Source organism: Paenibacillus sp. J31R120 (assembly GCF_056269225.1).
The window spans coordinates 12,252-27,871 of record NZ_JBWDNN010000010.1 but is presented as its reverse complement, the minus strand read 5'-3'; the positions used below and the strand labels follow the sequence as shown (position 1 = coordinate 27,871).

Sequence of the window (15,620 nt, the reverse complement as noted above, 5' to 3'; positions counted from 1 at the left end):
TTTTGCTTTCGTCATTTCTGTCATTTTAACAGTGGCTGGGGTTATCTACACATTGGTTTCAATTATCTTTACACCCATACTTATGTCTTCGGGTTCTGATTCTGTAAATGAAGGCATCTTCATGTTTTTAATACTTTTCATTATGTTCTATCTTCCTACATTCGCGCTCTATTACTTCGGGCATCTCATTCGGAAGAAGCTGAAGCTTACAGCAGCGGCCTTGGCCGCTGAGTACAATCCGGTATACCATGTCCCGCCTGTTCAACAGCGCGTGGAAACCAAAACAGTCATCAATGTCGTAGAATCAAGGCCTGCTCCCGCCCCGAAAAAAGCGGCTTCCGTGTCCGTCGAATGCAAAGGCTGCGGCGCTCGGAGTGCTGTAGTTAAAGGAGAAAGTGCGTCTTGCGACTATTGCGGATCGCCTCTGGCCGCAAGCGCTCAATAAATTGATATAGGTCGATTGCACCGATAAGTAACGGAGGATGAAATTTAACCTATGCGTATAATCAGAACAGTAATAGGGTTTATTTTACTCGCCATCGGTATCCTGTATGCCATTCTCTCTATTCTAGCAACCATTGAGATGAGCCCGGGCAATACCTCTGGAGAGATAGTTGGACATTACATTGGCCAGCTCTTGCTTTTCTATGGTCCATCCTTTCTGCTCCTATACTTTGGCTATCGGTTGATCAGAAAGAAGAAGCCGAAGAAACAGGATTTGCCGGTGCATCCTAACCCTGCTTCATTTATTCCGCCCGTGCAGAATCAAGTCCATACCGTTATCAAAACTGTAGAAAGCAAGCCGACACCGCCACCGGCTCCGAAAAAGACCGTGTCCGTGGAATGCAAAGGCTGCGGGGCCCGAAAGGCTGTTACAGCAGGCGAAAGCTCTCCTTGCGACTATTGCGGTTCGCCTTTAACGGCATAAGCTTGCTACGCTCAGCCTTGGGTTTTCTTCCTGCATGGTTGAAAGCTAATATCGGAGGTACGGAAAGTTATGCGTAGTTTTAAATATATAATGTCTATTGTCATGACCATACTCGGAGCTATTTACATCCTGTTTTCCGTAGGATTTACATTCATTATTTTCTTGCAAATTGCGGGTGACGACGCTTCTCCTTGGATGATTATCTTTATTCTATTAATAAATACGCCTCCTGTTTTGCTATTGTTCTACGGACAGCGCATTCGGAAGAAATTAAATCAAAATGCAGTTATACCAATGAGTAGGTATGGCAAATCGTACATAGTAACAATTATAGGCGTTTTGCTTTCCATACTATCAATAGCAACTACTATTCTTGTAGAAAAGGATTTATTCACTTTCATCATTCTTACATTTATATACTACCTTCCTTCTTTTCTGTTATTAAGGCGTGGACACCACATGAGAAAAGAGCTGAAATTAGAAGAGCAGGCTTTATGCCAGCCTGTTCCGCAGTTCCATCCGATGTGCTACGATCCACCTGTCCAACAACAAGCGGAAACAAACACGATCATTAAAGTCGTGAAAGTCAAACCGGATCCTGTCCCCAAAAATGCTGTGTCCGTGGAATGCAAGGGCTGCGGTGCCCGGAAAGCGATTATAAAGGACGAGCTATCTTTTTGCGACTATTGCGGTTCACCCCTAACAGCTAATACTTATTAAGGTACAACATCTATCCTGCTTGCGCACTGCGCTAACGGCGTACATGTAGTAACTTTCTTTACCCATCAGCCTGCAACTGGTTGCCAGTAGATGACGGAGGGGTTTAAATTTTATGCGTTTCTTCTCACATATCCTGACTATTTTTGGCGTCTTATTCGCCATTGCTTCGCTTCTGTTCACAGTTGTAGTTGGCCTGATCACCTCAGAAACAGGCGACTCTGATCTTTCTACATCCATTTCAGCACTTGTCTTCATGTTTTATATACCAACGTTCCTGCTCCTGTTCTTCGGCCATCGCATTCGGAAAAAACTGCGGTTGAAAATGTCAGTCCCACCTCCGTCGCAGCCTAGTCCGGTTCAAGTCATTCCACCGCCCGTCCAGCAGCGTGTGGAAACAAGAACGGTCGTCAATGTGGTGGAATCCAGGCCCGCGCCCGCTCCGAAAAAAGCGGTGTCCGTATCCGTGGAATGCAAAGGCTGCGGCGCACGCAAGGCTGTCATAGCAGGCGAAAGCTCGACATGCGATTATTGTGGCTCCCCATTAACGGCAAGAGGCTAAAGGCAGTGCGTTGGCAGCACAAAAAGGCAGGCCCGACGTTTCATACGCCAGACCTGCCTTCCTCTTTTATAACTTAAGCCATAACCTTCTGCTCCTGTCCTCTTCTTCTTCCCAGCAACCGGCTAAGCGAGATGCGCGCGCACCACAGAGCAAAAGCGACAAATACGAGTCCCCATAGCAAAGCTGGAACACCTGTGGCTTTGGCAAGGTTGGTTGCGTCGCCCGCAGAGCCTGGAGTTTGCAGAGCCAGATATAGAATGACAAATGCGGAGACAACCGATTCTACCAGGCACAGAAACGCGATCAACAAGTAATAGCCCTGCTGCAGCCATCTCGGAGCCAAAAAAGCGACTGCGGCCGTTACAGCTGCAAAGCCGGCGCTCCACGCGAGTCCATAACCATTGCGCACGAACAATATAGCTGCGAGACCCGCCATCAGAGCAATGATCGTAAGGCCCGTTGTCAAATTATCCTTGCGGTAGAGTACGAACAGCAGCATCGCGAATAGCGACGCCCCCACATACCCTGCCAGACCAATCGGTATGATCATCCATCCCTCTTGAAACTGCGTCCATGTCACTCCGCTCTGATCCGCATACAGATGAATTTCCATCACCCGACCCTGCAGCAGCAGCGCGGCTAGCCCGTGCGACAGCTCATGCACCAGCGTATTCACATTGCGGAAAAACTCCGAAAACGGAATGAATCGAGTCAACACAAGAACAACAATAAACAGCAATGCCGTACGAAACCATGAAAACAATAAAGTTCCCCCTCTATGTTGAAATTGCCCTATATTCCTTCCCTATTATCCTCACAGGATTCCAATATCTACTATACCATTAACCTCATCGACAGACCCAAAAATCACGCTATTCGAACCGGGACATCCGCTTGTATTTCTCCACCTGCATCAGAAACTCGCTCAAAAACGCCTCACTTGCCGCCGACATGCCTTTTCGGTCATGTGCCCAATACAAATGGACAGCCGGCTTCTCTTCGATCGGGATCGGGACAATCTTGCCCATCGCGACATGCGGATCGTTCCTTAGCGAGATATCCATAGAGAAGCTGATCGCAACTCCCTCAGCCGTAACATATTTGGCCGCTTCTGTGCCTTTAGAATGAAACAGCTGCTTCGGTGAACCGTAGCGCAGCAGCAATTCCTTCATATGACCAGACACGCCAACAAGCGGATAATGAAGGATATCGGCGAACGAGATGCTCTTCTTCGCAGCAAGCGGCGACTGCACCCCGACGCACGCCATAATTTCGCAAGAGAGAAACCGCTCCGCCTTTAGATGCTTATTCGCATATTCGCCTGTAATGCCCATCAGACCCAGATCCAGCTTGCCCTCCAACAGCTTCTCTTCGATACCGCCAGAATGCTCCTCCAGAATCTCCAGCTCAACATGCGGGTGCCGGATAGCGAAGGCGGACAGCGTGCGCGGCAAGAAGCTGGTGCAAATTCCCGAGATTGCTCCAATTAGCAGCTTTCCCCGAAGCACTTCCGTATGCTCATTCGCTGTCGCCTTCAATTCATGAAGCTGGGCTAGAATATGTCTGGCTTTCGCAATGACAGCTTCGCCAGCCTCGGTTGGCACCGTCCCGCCTCTTGTACGATGGAATAACTGTACGCCCACCTCCTGCTCCAGCGCGGATACCGACTGGCTAATGTTGGGCTGCGAGACATGAAGCTTCTCTGCGGCGATGGAAAAAGATCCGGTGCTGGCGATTTCAACAATATACTGCAGCTGCTCAATTCTCATATGAACCCCCATTGTATAAGTTTAAATAATACGACAATAACTATTAACTATTTTACATTACCCCTGCGAATATGAGTTAATAGTATCAGTTTATATCCTACTATTTCAATGAGATTAGGTGATATATTGTCAATCAAAGGCGAGTTGATCATTCAAGACGTGAATAAAAGCTTTGAGCGCGACGGCTCCAGCCTCCACGTTCTCTCCCATATTCGTGCCCATGTGAAGCCGGGCCAATTCGTGTCGCTCATCGGTCCGAGCGGCTGCGGCAAAAGCACGCTGCTCAAAATTATAGCCGGACTCGATACCGACTATGACGGCAGCGTCTCCTTAAGCGGCAAGCCCGTTATCCGTCCCGGCAAAGATAAAGGATTTATTTTTCAGGAGCATCGATTGTTCCCGTGGCTGACCGCCGAACAGAACATTGCGGCAGATCTGTCGCTTAAGGATACAGCCGTCAGAGCGCAGGTAGATAGCATGATCGAACTGGTGAAGCTCAAAGGCTTCGAGAGAGCATACCCGCGCGAGCTGTCTGGAGGCATGTCCCAGCGGGTCGCCATCGCACGCGCCCTGCTTAGACAGCCCGATGTGCTGCTGCTGGACGAGCCGTTTGGCGCGCTGGACGCCTTCACACGGAGCCACCTGCAGGAAGCGCTGCTTGAGATATGGGCCAGGAACAAGACGACCATGGTGCTCGTCACGCATGACATCGATGAAGCGGTATTTTTGTCAGACAGAGTATTCGTCATGGGTGCAGGTCCTGGAACTATTAAGAGCGAGATCGCAATCGATTTGCCCCATCCCCGCAGCCGGACAGGCTCAGCCTTCCAGCAGCTTAGAGCCAGCGTCATGACCGCACTGCATCAGTCCGAAACAACAGAGCAGGACTGGGAGATTTAACAATATCCACCCAGCAGATCGCATGGCATCAGGCACCTGAAAGGAGCAACCGCATGAACAAGGCAACACGGCCCGCCGCCCGCAAGAAACGAAGGAACGGCCTAAGAAGATCGCTTATCGGCTTTATTGTACCGATAGCTCTGCTGCTCATCTGGCAGCTTGCGTCGGGCGCGGGCTTCATCTCGGCACAGTTGTTCCCTGCCCCGAGTTCCATTTTGAAGGATTTCTACGACTTGGTTGCATCGGGAGAATATTTCGGTCATTTGAAAATCAGCGTCTACCGTGCACTGTTGGGATTTGCAATCGGAGGCTCAGCGGGACTCGTTATCGGGCTTGCCGTAGGCTTGTCCAAACGCACGGAGGAAGCGCTTGATCCGACGCTTCAGATGCTTCGCACCGTTCCGCTGCTCGCGATTACGCCGCTCTTCATTCTTTGGTTCGGTTTCGGTGAGCTGTCGAAAGTGCTGCTAATCGCAGTCGGCGCTTTCTTCCCGCTCTACGTCAATACGTTCCTGGGCGTCCGCAGTGTGGACGTCAAGCTGTTCGATGTTGCCCGCATTCTGGAGTTCAGCCGTGCCAAGCAGATTCGCAGGCTCGTGCTGCCAGCTGCGCTGCCGAATGTGCTGCTTGGCCTTCGGCTGTCGCTCGGCATGGCATGGCTGTGCCTTGTCGTAGCCGAGCTGATGGGTGCAGACCGCGGCATCGGTTACCTGATTCAGGATGCGCGATCTTTCATGCAGACTGGCGTCGTATTCGTTGGCGTATTCACGTTCGCCATCGTCGGCAAGCTGGCGGATTCATTCGTCCGATTGCTGGAGAACAAGTTGCTGAAGTGGCAAGACAGTTATAGAGGGTAGGCAGTCCCATCGCGAATGACCCGGAAGTAATGTTCATTAACGGAAGTTGAACCCTGCGTTTGGCTCCGCAACGATTATATACGAGGTGGAATTAAGCTATGACAAACGTACCCTTGAAACCTTATTCCTTTGCCAGCAGGCTGCCGGCCATCGCTCCAATGGGGGCTGCCCAAGCTGCCAAGAAGCGCCAGGTGATTCCGCTATCCTTTGGGTCGCCGCATTCGGATACGTTCCCATATAAGCCATTAATCGGGGCTGCGACGGACGCAATCTGGACCCATGGCCGCGAATCGCTCCAATATGGCGGCGCAGGAGGCCCCGGCATTGTGCTGGACTGGGTTGCGCAGCGTTCCGCGCTCCGCTCGATTCAAGTCGATGCCAGCCAGGTTCTGATGACATACGGCTCGCAGCAGGCGCTTGATTACGTGGCCCGCGCCCTGCTCGATCCGGGTGACCATGCGTGGCTGGAGGGACCGACTTACTTCGGAGCGGTCAGCACATTCCGCACAGCAGAGGCGGAGCTTACTTCCTTCCCGATCGATGAGAACGGCCTCATCGTAGAAGAAGTAGAGCGAGCTCTTCAGGAAGCCGAGCGGCTGGGCAGGCCGATGCCGAAACTCCTCTATACGATGCCAAACTTTCATAATCCCGGAGGAATCAGCCTATCGCTTGAGCGACGGCAGAAGCTGGGCGAGCTGGCCTACCGCTATAACTTTTATATTTTGGAGGACGACGCCTATACAGAGCTCTCCTATAACGAACAGTCGCCTCCCGCTATCTATTCCTTTGCACCGGAAAGGACGATTTACCTTAGCACCTTCTCGAAGATTATCGCCCCCGGCATTCGGCTTGGCTGGGCGATTGCGAGCCAGGACACGATTGCCAGAGTGAATACCTTTTTCCAAGGAAGCAAGGCCAGTGTCTTCTCGCAAGAAATTGTCGCGCAGCTGCTGACTAGACTTCCATTCGACGAGCATTTGAACCAATTGAACGATCTGTACCGCAATAACCGCGATGCAATGGTAGAAGCGCTGAAAACCCACTTCGGTGACGACGTGACCTTCAGCATACCGGATGGAGGCTTCTTCATATGGCTAACCTTCCCCGAAGGAGTCAATACCGGCGAATTCGTCAAGGATGCGGAGGAGCGTGGCGTCAGCTTCATTGACGGCAAACAGTTTTATATCGACGGGGGCGGCGCCCGCCATGCGCGGCTATCCTTCAGCTATTGCGGCGAGGAACAAATCCGGGAAGGCGTAGCGCTCCTTGCGCAATCCTACTATAGCTATCTCGATAACCGCGATCATTAATCAGCATCATTCGCCAGATATTCCACATCAAGAAAGGTTAGGTGTACCTTAAACGTGAACCGACAACGGAAACAAATGAGCCTTGGAGCCTTCCTGTTCAGCTTCGGCCATCACTTTGCCGCATGGCGCCATCCTCTGACGGAAGCGAACGGCGTCATCGATATGAATTTCTACAAGCGGAATGCGCAGGCAGCAGAACGGGGCAAGATGGATATGATCTTCTTCGCCGACGCCCTCTCGCTGCCTGACAAAGAGGATGTCGTGCATGACGTCAGCTCCGTCTACCCGGATGCCTCTACCGTCATCTCGGCCTTGGCTGGCGTTACAGAACGGATTGGACTGGCCGCGACGGTATCGACGACATTCAATGAGCCTTTCAACCTTGCGCGGAGATTCGCCACATTAGATCATTTGACAGGAGGCAGAACGGCCTGGAACGTTGTGACTTCGACCAAAAACACGGAAGCGCGCAACTTTGGAGCCGATAATCTGCCGCACCATGGCAACCGTTACGAACGGGCGCATGACTTTCTGAATGCGGTCAATGCCCTATGGGATAGCTGGGAAGAAAGCGCCCTGGTCTTCGACAAGGAAAACGGTCAATTCGCCGACACCACGAAAATTCATGCTACGCTGCACGACGGACCGTTCTTTCGAGTGCAAGGACCACTGAATATTCCACGGCCTCCGCAAGGAAAACCGGTAATTGTCGAAGCCGGAACATCTGAGGCCGGACAAAAGCTGGCCGCACAAACCGCAGACGTCGTATTCACAGCTTGCGCCGATCTGCGGCAAGCCCAGCAATTCTACGACCAATTAAAATCTCAGCTGGCAGCGTTCAACCGTCAGCCTGATGAACTGAAGGTAATGCCGGGCGTTATGTTCTTCCTGGGAGATACGGTAGAAGAAGCAAAGGTCCGAGAAGCCGAGTTCCACGAGCTGATCGTGCCGGAAGCGAGCACCTCGTATCTCTCCCGCTTGCTGAACTACGATTTGAGCGGATATCCGGTTGACGGTCCGCTGCCGGACATCCCGGTCGAAGGCAATTCCAGCAGAGCCAAAATGGTAATGGAGAAAGCAAAGCAAGACGGGCTTTCAATCCGCGAGCTCGGCTTATACTTCTCCGTAGCGCGCGGCCATCTGACTGTGACCGGAACAGCGGAGCAGATTGCGGACAAGCTGCAAGAGTGGTTCGAAAGCGAGGCCTGTGACGGCTTCAACATTATGCCCCCTTACTTGCCAGGCGGACTGGAGCAATTCGTCGATCGCGTCATTCCACTGCTGCAAGCACGAGGCCTGTTCCGTACCGACTATGAAGGAAACACGCTCCGCGAGCATCTTGGATTAAGTCGTCCTGACAGCCGGTATAGCTTGCTGGAAACAAACAGGCAATCATCTTAGAGCAACTAAAATGGATTATTCCATCATGATGGAGGAGGCTTCACTCTATGAAAACCAACCGCACATCTTTGCTGCTTATCTTATCCGCTATTATCGCTCTTTCCGTATTGGCAGCTTGCGGCAAATCGTCATCGGGCAATGATCCGGACAATGCGAACAACGGCAGCAGCAACGGAGCAAAAAGCGCCGAAGGCGTCGTCGTCTCGATCGAGTCCAGCCAGATCGGACCGATTCTGATCGCGAAGGAAAAAGGATTCTTCGAAGAGGAATTCGCCAAACTCGGCGCTACCGTCAACTATCAGCCGCTGCAAAGCTCGTCGCAATTCCTGGAGGGCATTGCCGCAGGCAGACTCGACTTTGCCCGTATCGGCTACATTGGCACCATTACCGGGCAGACCGCAAATATTCCGTTCCTGTCGATTAGCGAAGGAAGCGACGGCGCAGGAGATGGCATTTTGGTTCAACAGGATAGCCCTATTCAATCCGCTGCTGACTTGAAGGGCAAAAAAATCGCCGTTGCCAAAGGCAGCAGCTCATGGGGACTCATCTTGCGCGCGCTCGACAAAGAAGGCCTGAAAGCGTCCGACGTGGAGATGATCAACCTGCAGCCGGATGAAGCGCAAAGCGCCTTCCAGTCTGGCAAAGTAGACGCTTGGGCGGTATGGGAGCCTGCGCGCTCCAACCAAGTGAATAACTTCGGCGCCAAAATCGTCGCCGATTCGAAGAGTATCGGCGCTTATACGCCAGGCTACAACATCGTCCGCACCAAGTTCGCGGAGGAGCATCCTGATCTGGTCGTCGCCTATCTGAAGGCCTATGAACGCGCACTCCGTTGGGAGAACGAAAATCTCGACGAAGCGATTGCCCTCCTGGCAGGGTTGAAAAACCTTGATGAAGAGACCGTCCGTGTCTCCATTGCGAACAACGTTCCTCTTAACCTGCCAATATCCGATACGGCGAATGAGAGCCAGCAAAGAACGGCAGATATTTTGCTTGAGCTGGGCGAGATCAAACAACAGGTCGACGTGACTGCTGTAGTGGACAATTCGTTCATTACAAAAGCGCTGGAGGAACTCAAAGCTGAATAATCAGCATCTTGCATCTGCAATATCAAGCAGGGAGACCGCTAATATGTGGTCCCCTGCTGTTTTCGTCTACGTCTGCTCGCTTCATTTGATGAACGATCCTTCAAATAAATTCGCAACTTTTCCTTTTGTCCAAGCGTCCTTACTAGTAATAAGTTTACATAACCTATGACGAACAACGGGAGAAGATCATGTTGATCAACAAGAAACGTTTGAATCTAGCCCTGCTTGCGCTTGCTATCTCACTCGCGCTGTCCGCTTGCGGCAGCGGCAATTCGAACAACAATTCCCATACAGGGCCTGGCGCCAGCGAAGATCCGGCAGTGACGACAATGCCTTCTGCGACACCAGAACCAGAGCCAACTGCAACCCCTGATCCCGGGGAAGACGGCTCATCTGACATAGAAGAGCAGCCGTCCCAAGCGCCATCGGAGCCTCCGGCAGAGACGCCAAAGCCTACAGAGACGCCTATCGTCACGGCCAAGCCAAGTGTGAAGCCTTCCGCTACAGTCAAGCCAACTCAGCAGCCATCCGTGAGGCCAACCGGAAAGCCGACGCCGCAGCCTTCGCCAAAACCAAGCGCGAAGCCTTCCGCTACACCGAAGCCAACTTCATCGCCGAGCCCAACACCACAGCCGACGAAGCAGCCATCACCGACGCCAACAGAAAAGCCGAATCCAGCTCCAACGATTACGGCGCAGAATATCGTGGATAAGATTACGGCCGATCTCGAATTTGTCGGACAGGTAACGATTGAGAAAGCCATGGTTCCCGACTTCTACAACGGCATTGATCCGGACAGCCTCCTGGATGAAGGGATCTTTCAGCAAGCGAGCTTTATGATCTCCGCCAGCGAATTCTCGGTTGTAAAGCTGAAGTCCGCTGACCAATACGATACGATAAAGGAAGCCTTCGAATTCCGTGCAGCGGCCGTGCAGAAGACCTTTGAGGAATATTTGCCGGACCAGTACGAGCTGGCCAAAAACTTTAAGATCGTGAAGAACGGCAACTATGTCCTCTTCTGCATCTCGAGCAAGCAGGACGAAGTGATCGACATCTTCAATGGTTTTTTCAAAAAATAAGCTCTCCTAATCATAAACAGCGGCCGACGATTATACGTCAGCCGCTGTTTTTTTGTAGGCCCGTGCTAGGTAACTACATAGCTTGATTGTCGATAAATTGCTGCTCCACCAGCTTTGCATACAGCTCATGAGTTTGCAGCAGTTCAGCATGGGTGCCTTGCCCCGTCACCTCGCCTTTCTCCAGCACAATGATTTTGTCCGCATTGCTGATCGTGGACAGCCGGTGTGCGATGACTAGCGTCGTTCTAGCCTTCATTAGTTCGTTCAGCGCTTCCTGAACCAGCTTCTCCGAATCGCTGTCCAGATGCGCGGTCGCTTCATCCAGCAACAGAATATCGGGATCGCGCAGCAGCGCTCTTGCGATCGCCAGACGCTGGCGTTGGCCGCCGGACAGCTTCACGCCTCTCTCGCCTACCTCTGTCTCCAAGCCCTGCGGAAGCGAGGCAATAAATTCAGAGAGATTGGATTGCGCGAGCGCCTCTCTAATTCGGGATTCATCTGCTTCTGCGAGGCCATACGTGAGATTATGGCGAATCGTTCCCGCCATCATCGGGCTATCCTGAGAGACATAAGCGATGCGGCTGCGCCAGCCGTCAAGTCCAATATCCGCAATCGGCACATCTCCATAACGAATGATGCCGTCACTAGGGTCATAGAATCGCTCGATGAGGGAAAATAACGTCGTCTTGCCGGTTCCGCTTGGTCCTACAATAGCAGTCATGCCGCCGGGTTGTGCCTGGAAAGTTAGATTTTTGACGATCGGCCTATCAGGCGAATAGGCAAAGCTGACTCCTTCAAAAGCCAATGTCAGATCCTTACTGAGTGCGAACGGCTGTCCCTTCGCACCGCTCGCCGATGCCCTCGACGACTCTGCAGGCTCCTCCAGCAGCTCAATGATGCGCATCGAAGCGCCCATCGCCTTCTGGAATTGCGTGAAGAATGACGCCATCTGCGTGAACGGCATGACGATTTGGAACATGTACAAAATAATCGCTACCAACTCGCCCGTGGACAAGGAATTTTGCGCGACTCTTACGCCGCCGTAGCCGATTAGCAGTACAAGAATAAGCAACATAATCGTCATCATGAGCGGTGTTACGATCGACATAATCTTCGCTTCCTGCAAGCCGAAGCGGAACAGGCTCTTAATCCGTCCTTTGCCTTGCTTGTACTCTACCTCTTCCGCCAGCGAAGCCTTGACGAGCCGGATATCGGACAATACCCGCCCGAGGTCGCCTTGGAACAGCGCCGTCTCGTCCTGCATGGACTTGGAAATTTTAAACATCTTGCTGCCGAGCGGCCATAGAATAAGCATCGCGAGCGGCACGGCGATGAACATCAGCACTGTCATCTTCCAGTCGATATAGAGCAGAATCGCGATGCCCCCGATAATGGAGACGATGCCTCCGAGGAACGAGATCACATGGCTAATGATGAAATCCTTAATGACATTCGAATCATTCGTCACGCGGCTCATCGTCTCTCCGGACGTATTCCGGTCGTAGAATGGAACCGGAAGGCGGAGCACACGCTCCCACAGCTCCTTGCGAATGCCTCCGATAATGAACTGGCCGACGTAGGACATCGTATAGACCGAGAAGCCGGATGACACGGTCTGTAGAATAAATATGGCTGCAAGCGACACAATCGTGAAGGTCTCCAGCGCCGATGCCGACAACTGCTCCACCACATCCTTTGTCAGTAGCGGAATAAGCAGCGACATGGCGGTCTCCAGCAGTCCCAGTACGATAGCCGCCGCTATGATCCACTTGGCGGGCCTATGCTTGCCAATCAATGAGAAAAACGGTTTAATGTCCATCGGAATTCCCCCCATCCTCCTGATTCTCTTTCTCCTTCTCTCTCTTCTCAAGCTCCTCCATGACAGTCTGCACAAAAGTCTCCTCTTCCTTGGATAGACTAATCTGGAACAGAACCGGGTCAAGGCTCTGCTCAATCTCCTGCTCCAGCTTCGAGAGCTCCTGCTTGCTCAACTGGCTTATCGCTGGTGCCAGCACCTCGGTCACGATCTGTACCATCTTACTGCCGACAGCCAGCACCTCTGGATCGGTCGGACTTTTGCCGGCCTTGCAATGCGACAGAAGCTCGACCAGCGTAAGGGTCATTATGCGCTCCCGCTCCAGCCTGACCTCCTCATCCACGCCCACATGGTAGATCGCGTCTACCAGAACGGAAGGCATGCGCTCGGACAAATATTGCTTCTGGCCCTCTTCATTCTGAATGTTGTGAATGAACATGAGCAGCAAGCCGCTATCCAGCTTTTCCGTTCCGTCCACATAGGTTCTAAGCCGCTCTATTGTAAAGATCGCCTGATCCAGCTGCTGCCGTTTCTTCTTGAGCATCTCGTATTGAAGAGCCAGCGACTGCTCCAGATCAGCCCGTGGCTCTGCGAAGTGCTCTGCAATTTCCTCCAGGCTGAAATCCAAATATTTCAACGTCAATATTTGCTGCAGCCGAAGCAAATCCCGTTCCGTGTAATAGCGATGACCCTGCGCATTGCGGCCGGAGGGCGTAAGCAGCTCTTTCCGGTCATAAAATCTAAGCGTGCGCTCCGTCACCCCGGTCAGCTTGGCGAATGCCCCGATGGCGTAGGTCTTTTCCGTAGCCGATTGACTCTCCATCCTGTCGTCCTCCTCCCTCTATGATACGAGCATATCACTTGACGTAACGTCAAGCGCAAGCCTTTTTTTCAAAAAAAACTATGGCTCATCATAGCTTGTCAGCTTCGGTCGAATGTTGGATAAGCACCTCGATAATTTTGGTTTTAATTACAGCATTCCTCTATATAATGAACTGTGGCTCTTCAGCTACCTATCCCGTTCGGAAGGAGCGATTAATGTGGAGAACAACTCGGTTCCGCCGCCATTCAGCGAAGGCAGCCCTCAGCAAGCATACCATCAGCATGTCTTGCAGCAGTCTCAGGACACTGCGCCTATCGTGTCGGTCAAGGAATGGATGCTCACCATGCTGCTTATGATCATTCCTGTTGTGAACATTATCATGATGTTCGTATTCGCCTTCGGGGAAGGCAACCCGTCGAAGCAGAATTACTTCAAGGCAGCGCTCATATGGGCGGCCATCATACTGGCCTTTTATCTGTTAATTGTCGTGCTATTGTTCGGGACGATTTTTGCGACGACCTTTTAGAATGGCCTTTCAAGCCTGGCACCTGCCAGCGACCGCTTCCCAAAGCGCGCATATAAAAAAGGCATAGGAGCCTGCCAGAACCTCTCTGGCAAACTTCTATGCCTGCGTGCATGCAATCAGGATTTCTTCCCTTTAGGCGCCGTCTTCTCTGGCGCAGCGGTTGGCAGAGGCGTCGCTTCCTTCTCTGGCGCAGCCGTTGGCTGCGGAGTAGGCTCCTCGCGGCGCTCCTCGCTTCTTTCCTTCCAGTGATGCTTCTCCTTGTCGACGTGAGCCTTCTCGAGCTCTTCGCGAAGCTGATCCTCGGTTTTACCTTTTGTCTCGATGCCATGCTTCTCCGCAATCTTCTGCAGATGCTCCAGACGCTTCGCCCGATGCTCCGCTTTGAAGGCTTCCCACTTCTCCTTATTGGCTTCCTTGGCAACAAGAAGCTCCTTCTTCAGCTGATCCGCGGATTTGCCATCTGTCGAGATGCCGAAGTAGACAGCCATTTCCTGCAATTTCTTCAGCCGGTAAGCTTCGAATTGCTCCTTGGACATCCCGCCGCGATGATGCTTCATATCCTTTTCGTCCTGAAGGACCGGCCCTTCAAGCATCTGGGCCACGGACTGATGGTCCGCATAGATGGCTGTATGGGACGAGCCTACGGAGGCTGCTGCGATGCCGATTGCGGCCGCCATAATCAGGTATATGTTGACCTTCTTCATTTGCTGTCTCACCCTTCTGTCGCAATGTATGTGGAGCGGATGCGTGTGCGCATTCCCCTCATTTGGAGTATTGTTCCCATACACAACGTCAGATAGACATGATTCAACAATTTATGACTTGGCCTTCATCTCCTCAATCATCTTCAGCAGCTCCGCCTTGGAGAAGTGCTCGCCAATAAATACAGCGACATCATTCACATGACCCTGAGGCTCGATACGCATGAAATCAGATTCCTTATACGCATATTGGAACAGATAACGGCTCCCGCTGGACATATCCGAGAAGGATACCACTCCCTTCGCGCGATAGATGGAATCCGGCAATTGCTGCAATAACGCTTCGAACGCCTCGCTCTGAACGGGGCCGTCCAAATAATGGGTGTACGCCATGACATGTCCATGACTATGATGATGCTCGTGATGCTCGTGATTCTCGCTATGCTCGCCATGCCCGTCCTGCCCCTGCACATGCCGGTCAGTCGTCTCTTGGAGGGCCGTTTCACTCATCCACTCCCAGTCGGTTATCCCGCAACGAACGGTCGGCATAATCGCCGCATGCGCATTCAGCTCCCTAAGCAATTGCTGCGCTTCCACCAGCTGATCTGGCGCCAGACGGTCGGTCTTGTTCAGCAACAGGAGCGTAGCGCATCTAATCTGTTCCACCATGAGCTTATAGGTGCGTCCCTTGCCCAGCTTTCTTCGCTCCAGCAGCTCGGGTCCGTCTACGACTGTAATGACGGAGCGGAGCTCCAAGGAAGCATACATCGCCGCATCGGTTACCCCGTCGAGCGTCTCCATCGGATTGGCTGCGCCCGTCGACTCGATGATGATGGCATCAGGATGATGCTGGCCGATCAAGGATGCAATCTCTACCCCTAGATCGCCGCGAATGGAGCAGCAGATGCAGCCGCCAAGCATCTCAGCCATTGGAACATCGCGGTCGATCAATTCACCATCCAGATTAATGTCGCCAAGTTCATTCATAATAACAGCCGGACGCTTTCCCTCTTCCTTCATTCGGGTCAGCATGCTGCTCAAAAACGTCGTCTTGCCGCTGCCCAAGAAACCTGACAATAAATAGACGGGCGTCTTCTGTGATGCTATAACAGATTGACTTTGCTCACTCATCATTTTCATTCT

General features: G+C 52.2%; 17 protein-coding genes. 11 read left to right on the top strand and 6 right to left on the bottom strand.

Features of this window, described 5'->3' with window-relative positions; all coding sequences use genetic code 11:
* The first annotated feature begins 121 nt into the window (after positions 1-121).
* From AC0YNW_RS25395 to AC0YNW_RS25380, 4 genes are all read left to right on the top strand, one after another.
* Positions 122-445, top strand: a complete 324-nt coding sequence (locus tag AC0YNW_RS25395; protein WP_475834287.1) for a hypothetical protein — start codon at positions 122-124, stop codon at positions 443-445.
* A gap of 51 nt (positions 446-496) precedes the next feature.
* Positions 497-928: a hypothetical protein gene (locus AC0YNW_RS25390; protein WP_475834286.1), complete on the top strand. Its 432-nt coding sequence runs from the start codon at positions 497-499 to the stop codon at positions 926-928.
* Between the two features lie 69 nt (positions 929-997).
* A complete protein-coding gene (locus AC0YNW_RS25385; protein ID WP_475834285.1) occupies positions 998-1,648 on the top strand; it encodes a hypothetical protein in 651 nt (216 codons plus the stop codon).
* 112 nt (positions 1,649-1,760) lie between these two features.
* Complete coding sequence (locus AC0YNW_RS25380; protein WP_475834284.1) at positions 1,761-2,207, top strand: hypothetical protein; 447 nt, start codon at positions 1,761-1,763, stop codon at positions 2,205-2,207.
* Between the two features lie 73 nt (positions 2,208-2,280).
* Here AC0YNW_RS25380 and AC0YNW_RS25375 read toward each other — a convergent pair whose 3' ends face one another.
* Both AC0YNW_RS25375 and AC0YNW_RS25370 read right to left on the bottom strand, forming a co-directional pair.
* Complete coding sequence (locus AC0YNW_RS25375; RefSeq protein ID WP_475834283.1) at positions 2,281-2,970, bottom strand: M50 family metallopeptidase; 690 nt, start codon at positions 2,968-2,970, stop codon at positions 2,281-2,283.
* 109 nt (positions 2,971-3,079) lie between these two features.
* On the bottom strand, positions 3,080-3,976 hold the full coding sequence (locus tag AC0YNW_RS25370) for a LysR family transcriptional regulator (RefSeq protein ID WP_475834282.1): 897 nt from the start codon (positions 3,974-3,976) through the stop codon (positions 3,080-3,082).
* Between the two features lie 108 nt (positions 3,977-4,084).
* On the opposite strand from AC0YNW_RS25370, the gene AC0YNW_RS25365 reads away from it, so the two are divergent.
* The 6 genes from AC0YNW_RS25365 (at position 4,085) to AC0YNW_RS25340 (ending at position 10,611) form a co-directional block, all read left to right on the top strand.
* Positions 4,085-4,876, top strand: coding sequence for an ABC transporter ATP-binding protein (locus AC0YNW_RS25365; RefSeq protein WP_475834281.1), 792 nt, complete (start codon positions 4,085-4,087; stop codon positions 4,874-4,876).
* A gap of 53 nt (positions 4,877-4,929) precedes the next feature.
* Positions 4,930-5,733 carry an ABC transporter permease gene (locus tag AC0YNW_RS25360; RefSeq protein WP_387479857.1) on the top strand — a complete coding sequence of 268 codons (804 nt, stop codon included), beginning with the start codon at positions 4,930-4,932 and terminating at the stop codon, positions 5,731-5,733.
* 98 nt (positions 5,734-5,831) lie between these two features.
* A complete protein-coding gene (locus tag AC0YNW_RS25355) occupies positions 5,832-7,043 on the top strand; it encodes an aminotransferase-like domain-containing protein (RefSeq protein WP_475834280.1) in 1,212 nt (403 codons plus the stop codon).
* Positions 7,044-7,097: 54 nt separating this feature from the next.
* A complete protein-coding gene (locus tag AC0YNW_RS25350) occupies positions 7,098-8,444 on the top strand; it encodes an LLM class flavin-dependent oxidoreductase (RefSeq protein WP_475834279.1) in 1,347 nt (448 codons plus the stop codon).
* Between the two features lie 47 nt (positions 8,445-8,491).
* The gene (locus tag AC0YNW_RS25345; RefSeq protein ID WP_475834278.1) at positions 8,492-9,532 is read left to right on the top strand and encodes an aliphatic sulfonate ABC transporter substrate-binding protein; all 1,041 of its coding nucleotides are present in this window, start codon (positions 8,492-8,494) and stop codon (positions 9,530-9,532) included.
* A 188-nt stretch (positions 9,533-9,720) separates the two neighbouring features.
* A complete protein-coding gene (locus AC0YNW_RS25340) occupies positions 9,721-10,611 on the top strand; it encodes a DUF4358 domain-containing protein (protein WP_475834277.1) in 891 nt (296 codons plus the stop codon).
* 73 nt (positions 10,612-10,684) lie between these two features.
* Here the strand turns inward: AC0YNW_RS25340 and AC0YNW_RS25335 are convergent, their stop codons facing one another.
* Both AC0YNW_RS25335 and AC0YNW_RS25330 read right to left on the bottom strand, forming a co-directional pair.
* A complete protein-coding gene (locus AC0YNW_RS25335) occupies positions 10,685-12,430 on the bottom strand; it encodes an ABC transporter ATP-binding protein (protein ID WP_475834276.1) in 1,746 nt (581 codons plus the stop codon).
* Positions 12,420-13,250 (bottom strand): MerR family transcriptional regulator, encoded by an 831-nt coding sequence (locus tag AC0YNW_RS25330; RefSeq protein WP_475834275.1) that lies wholly within the window; start codon positions 13,248-13,250, stop codon positions 12,420-12,422. Before AC0YNW_RS25330 ends, AC0YNW_RS25335 begins: the two co-directional genes overlap by 11 nt.
* 217 nt (positions 13,251-13,467) lie before the next feature.
* Between AC0YNW_RS25330 and AC0YNW_RS25325 the strand changes: the two genes are divergently transcribed.
* Positions 13,468-13,776 carry a hypothetical protein gene (locus AC0YNW_RS25325; protein ID WP_387479864.1) on the top strand — a complete coding sequence of 103 codons (309 nt, stop codon included), beginning with the start codon at positions 13,468-13,470 and terminating at the stop codon, positions 13,774-13,776.
* Positions 13,777-13,892: 116 nt separating this feature from the next.
* On the opposite strand, the gene AC0YNW_RS25320 is transcribed toward AC0YNW_RS25325, so the two are convergent.
* Together AC0YNW_RS25320 and AC0YNW_RS25315 are read right to left on the bottom strand one after the other, a co-directional pair.
* Positions 13,893-14,480, bottom strand: a complete 588-nt coding sequence (locus AC0YNW_RS25320) for a hypothetical protein (RefSeq protein ID WP_475834274.1) — start codon at positions 14,478-14,480, stop codon at positions 13,893-13,895.
* Between the two features lie 111 nt (positions 14,481-14,591).
* Positions 14,592-15,611, bottom strand: a complete 1,020-nt coding sequence (locus AC0YNW_RS25315; RefSeq protein ID WP_475834273.1) for a CobW family GTP-binding protein — start codon at positions 15,609-15,611, stop codon at positions 14,592-14,594.
* Positions 15,612-15,620 lie beyond the last annotated feature (9 nt).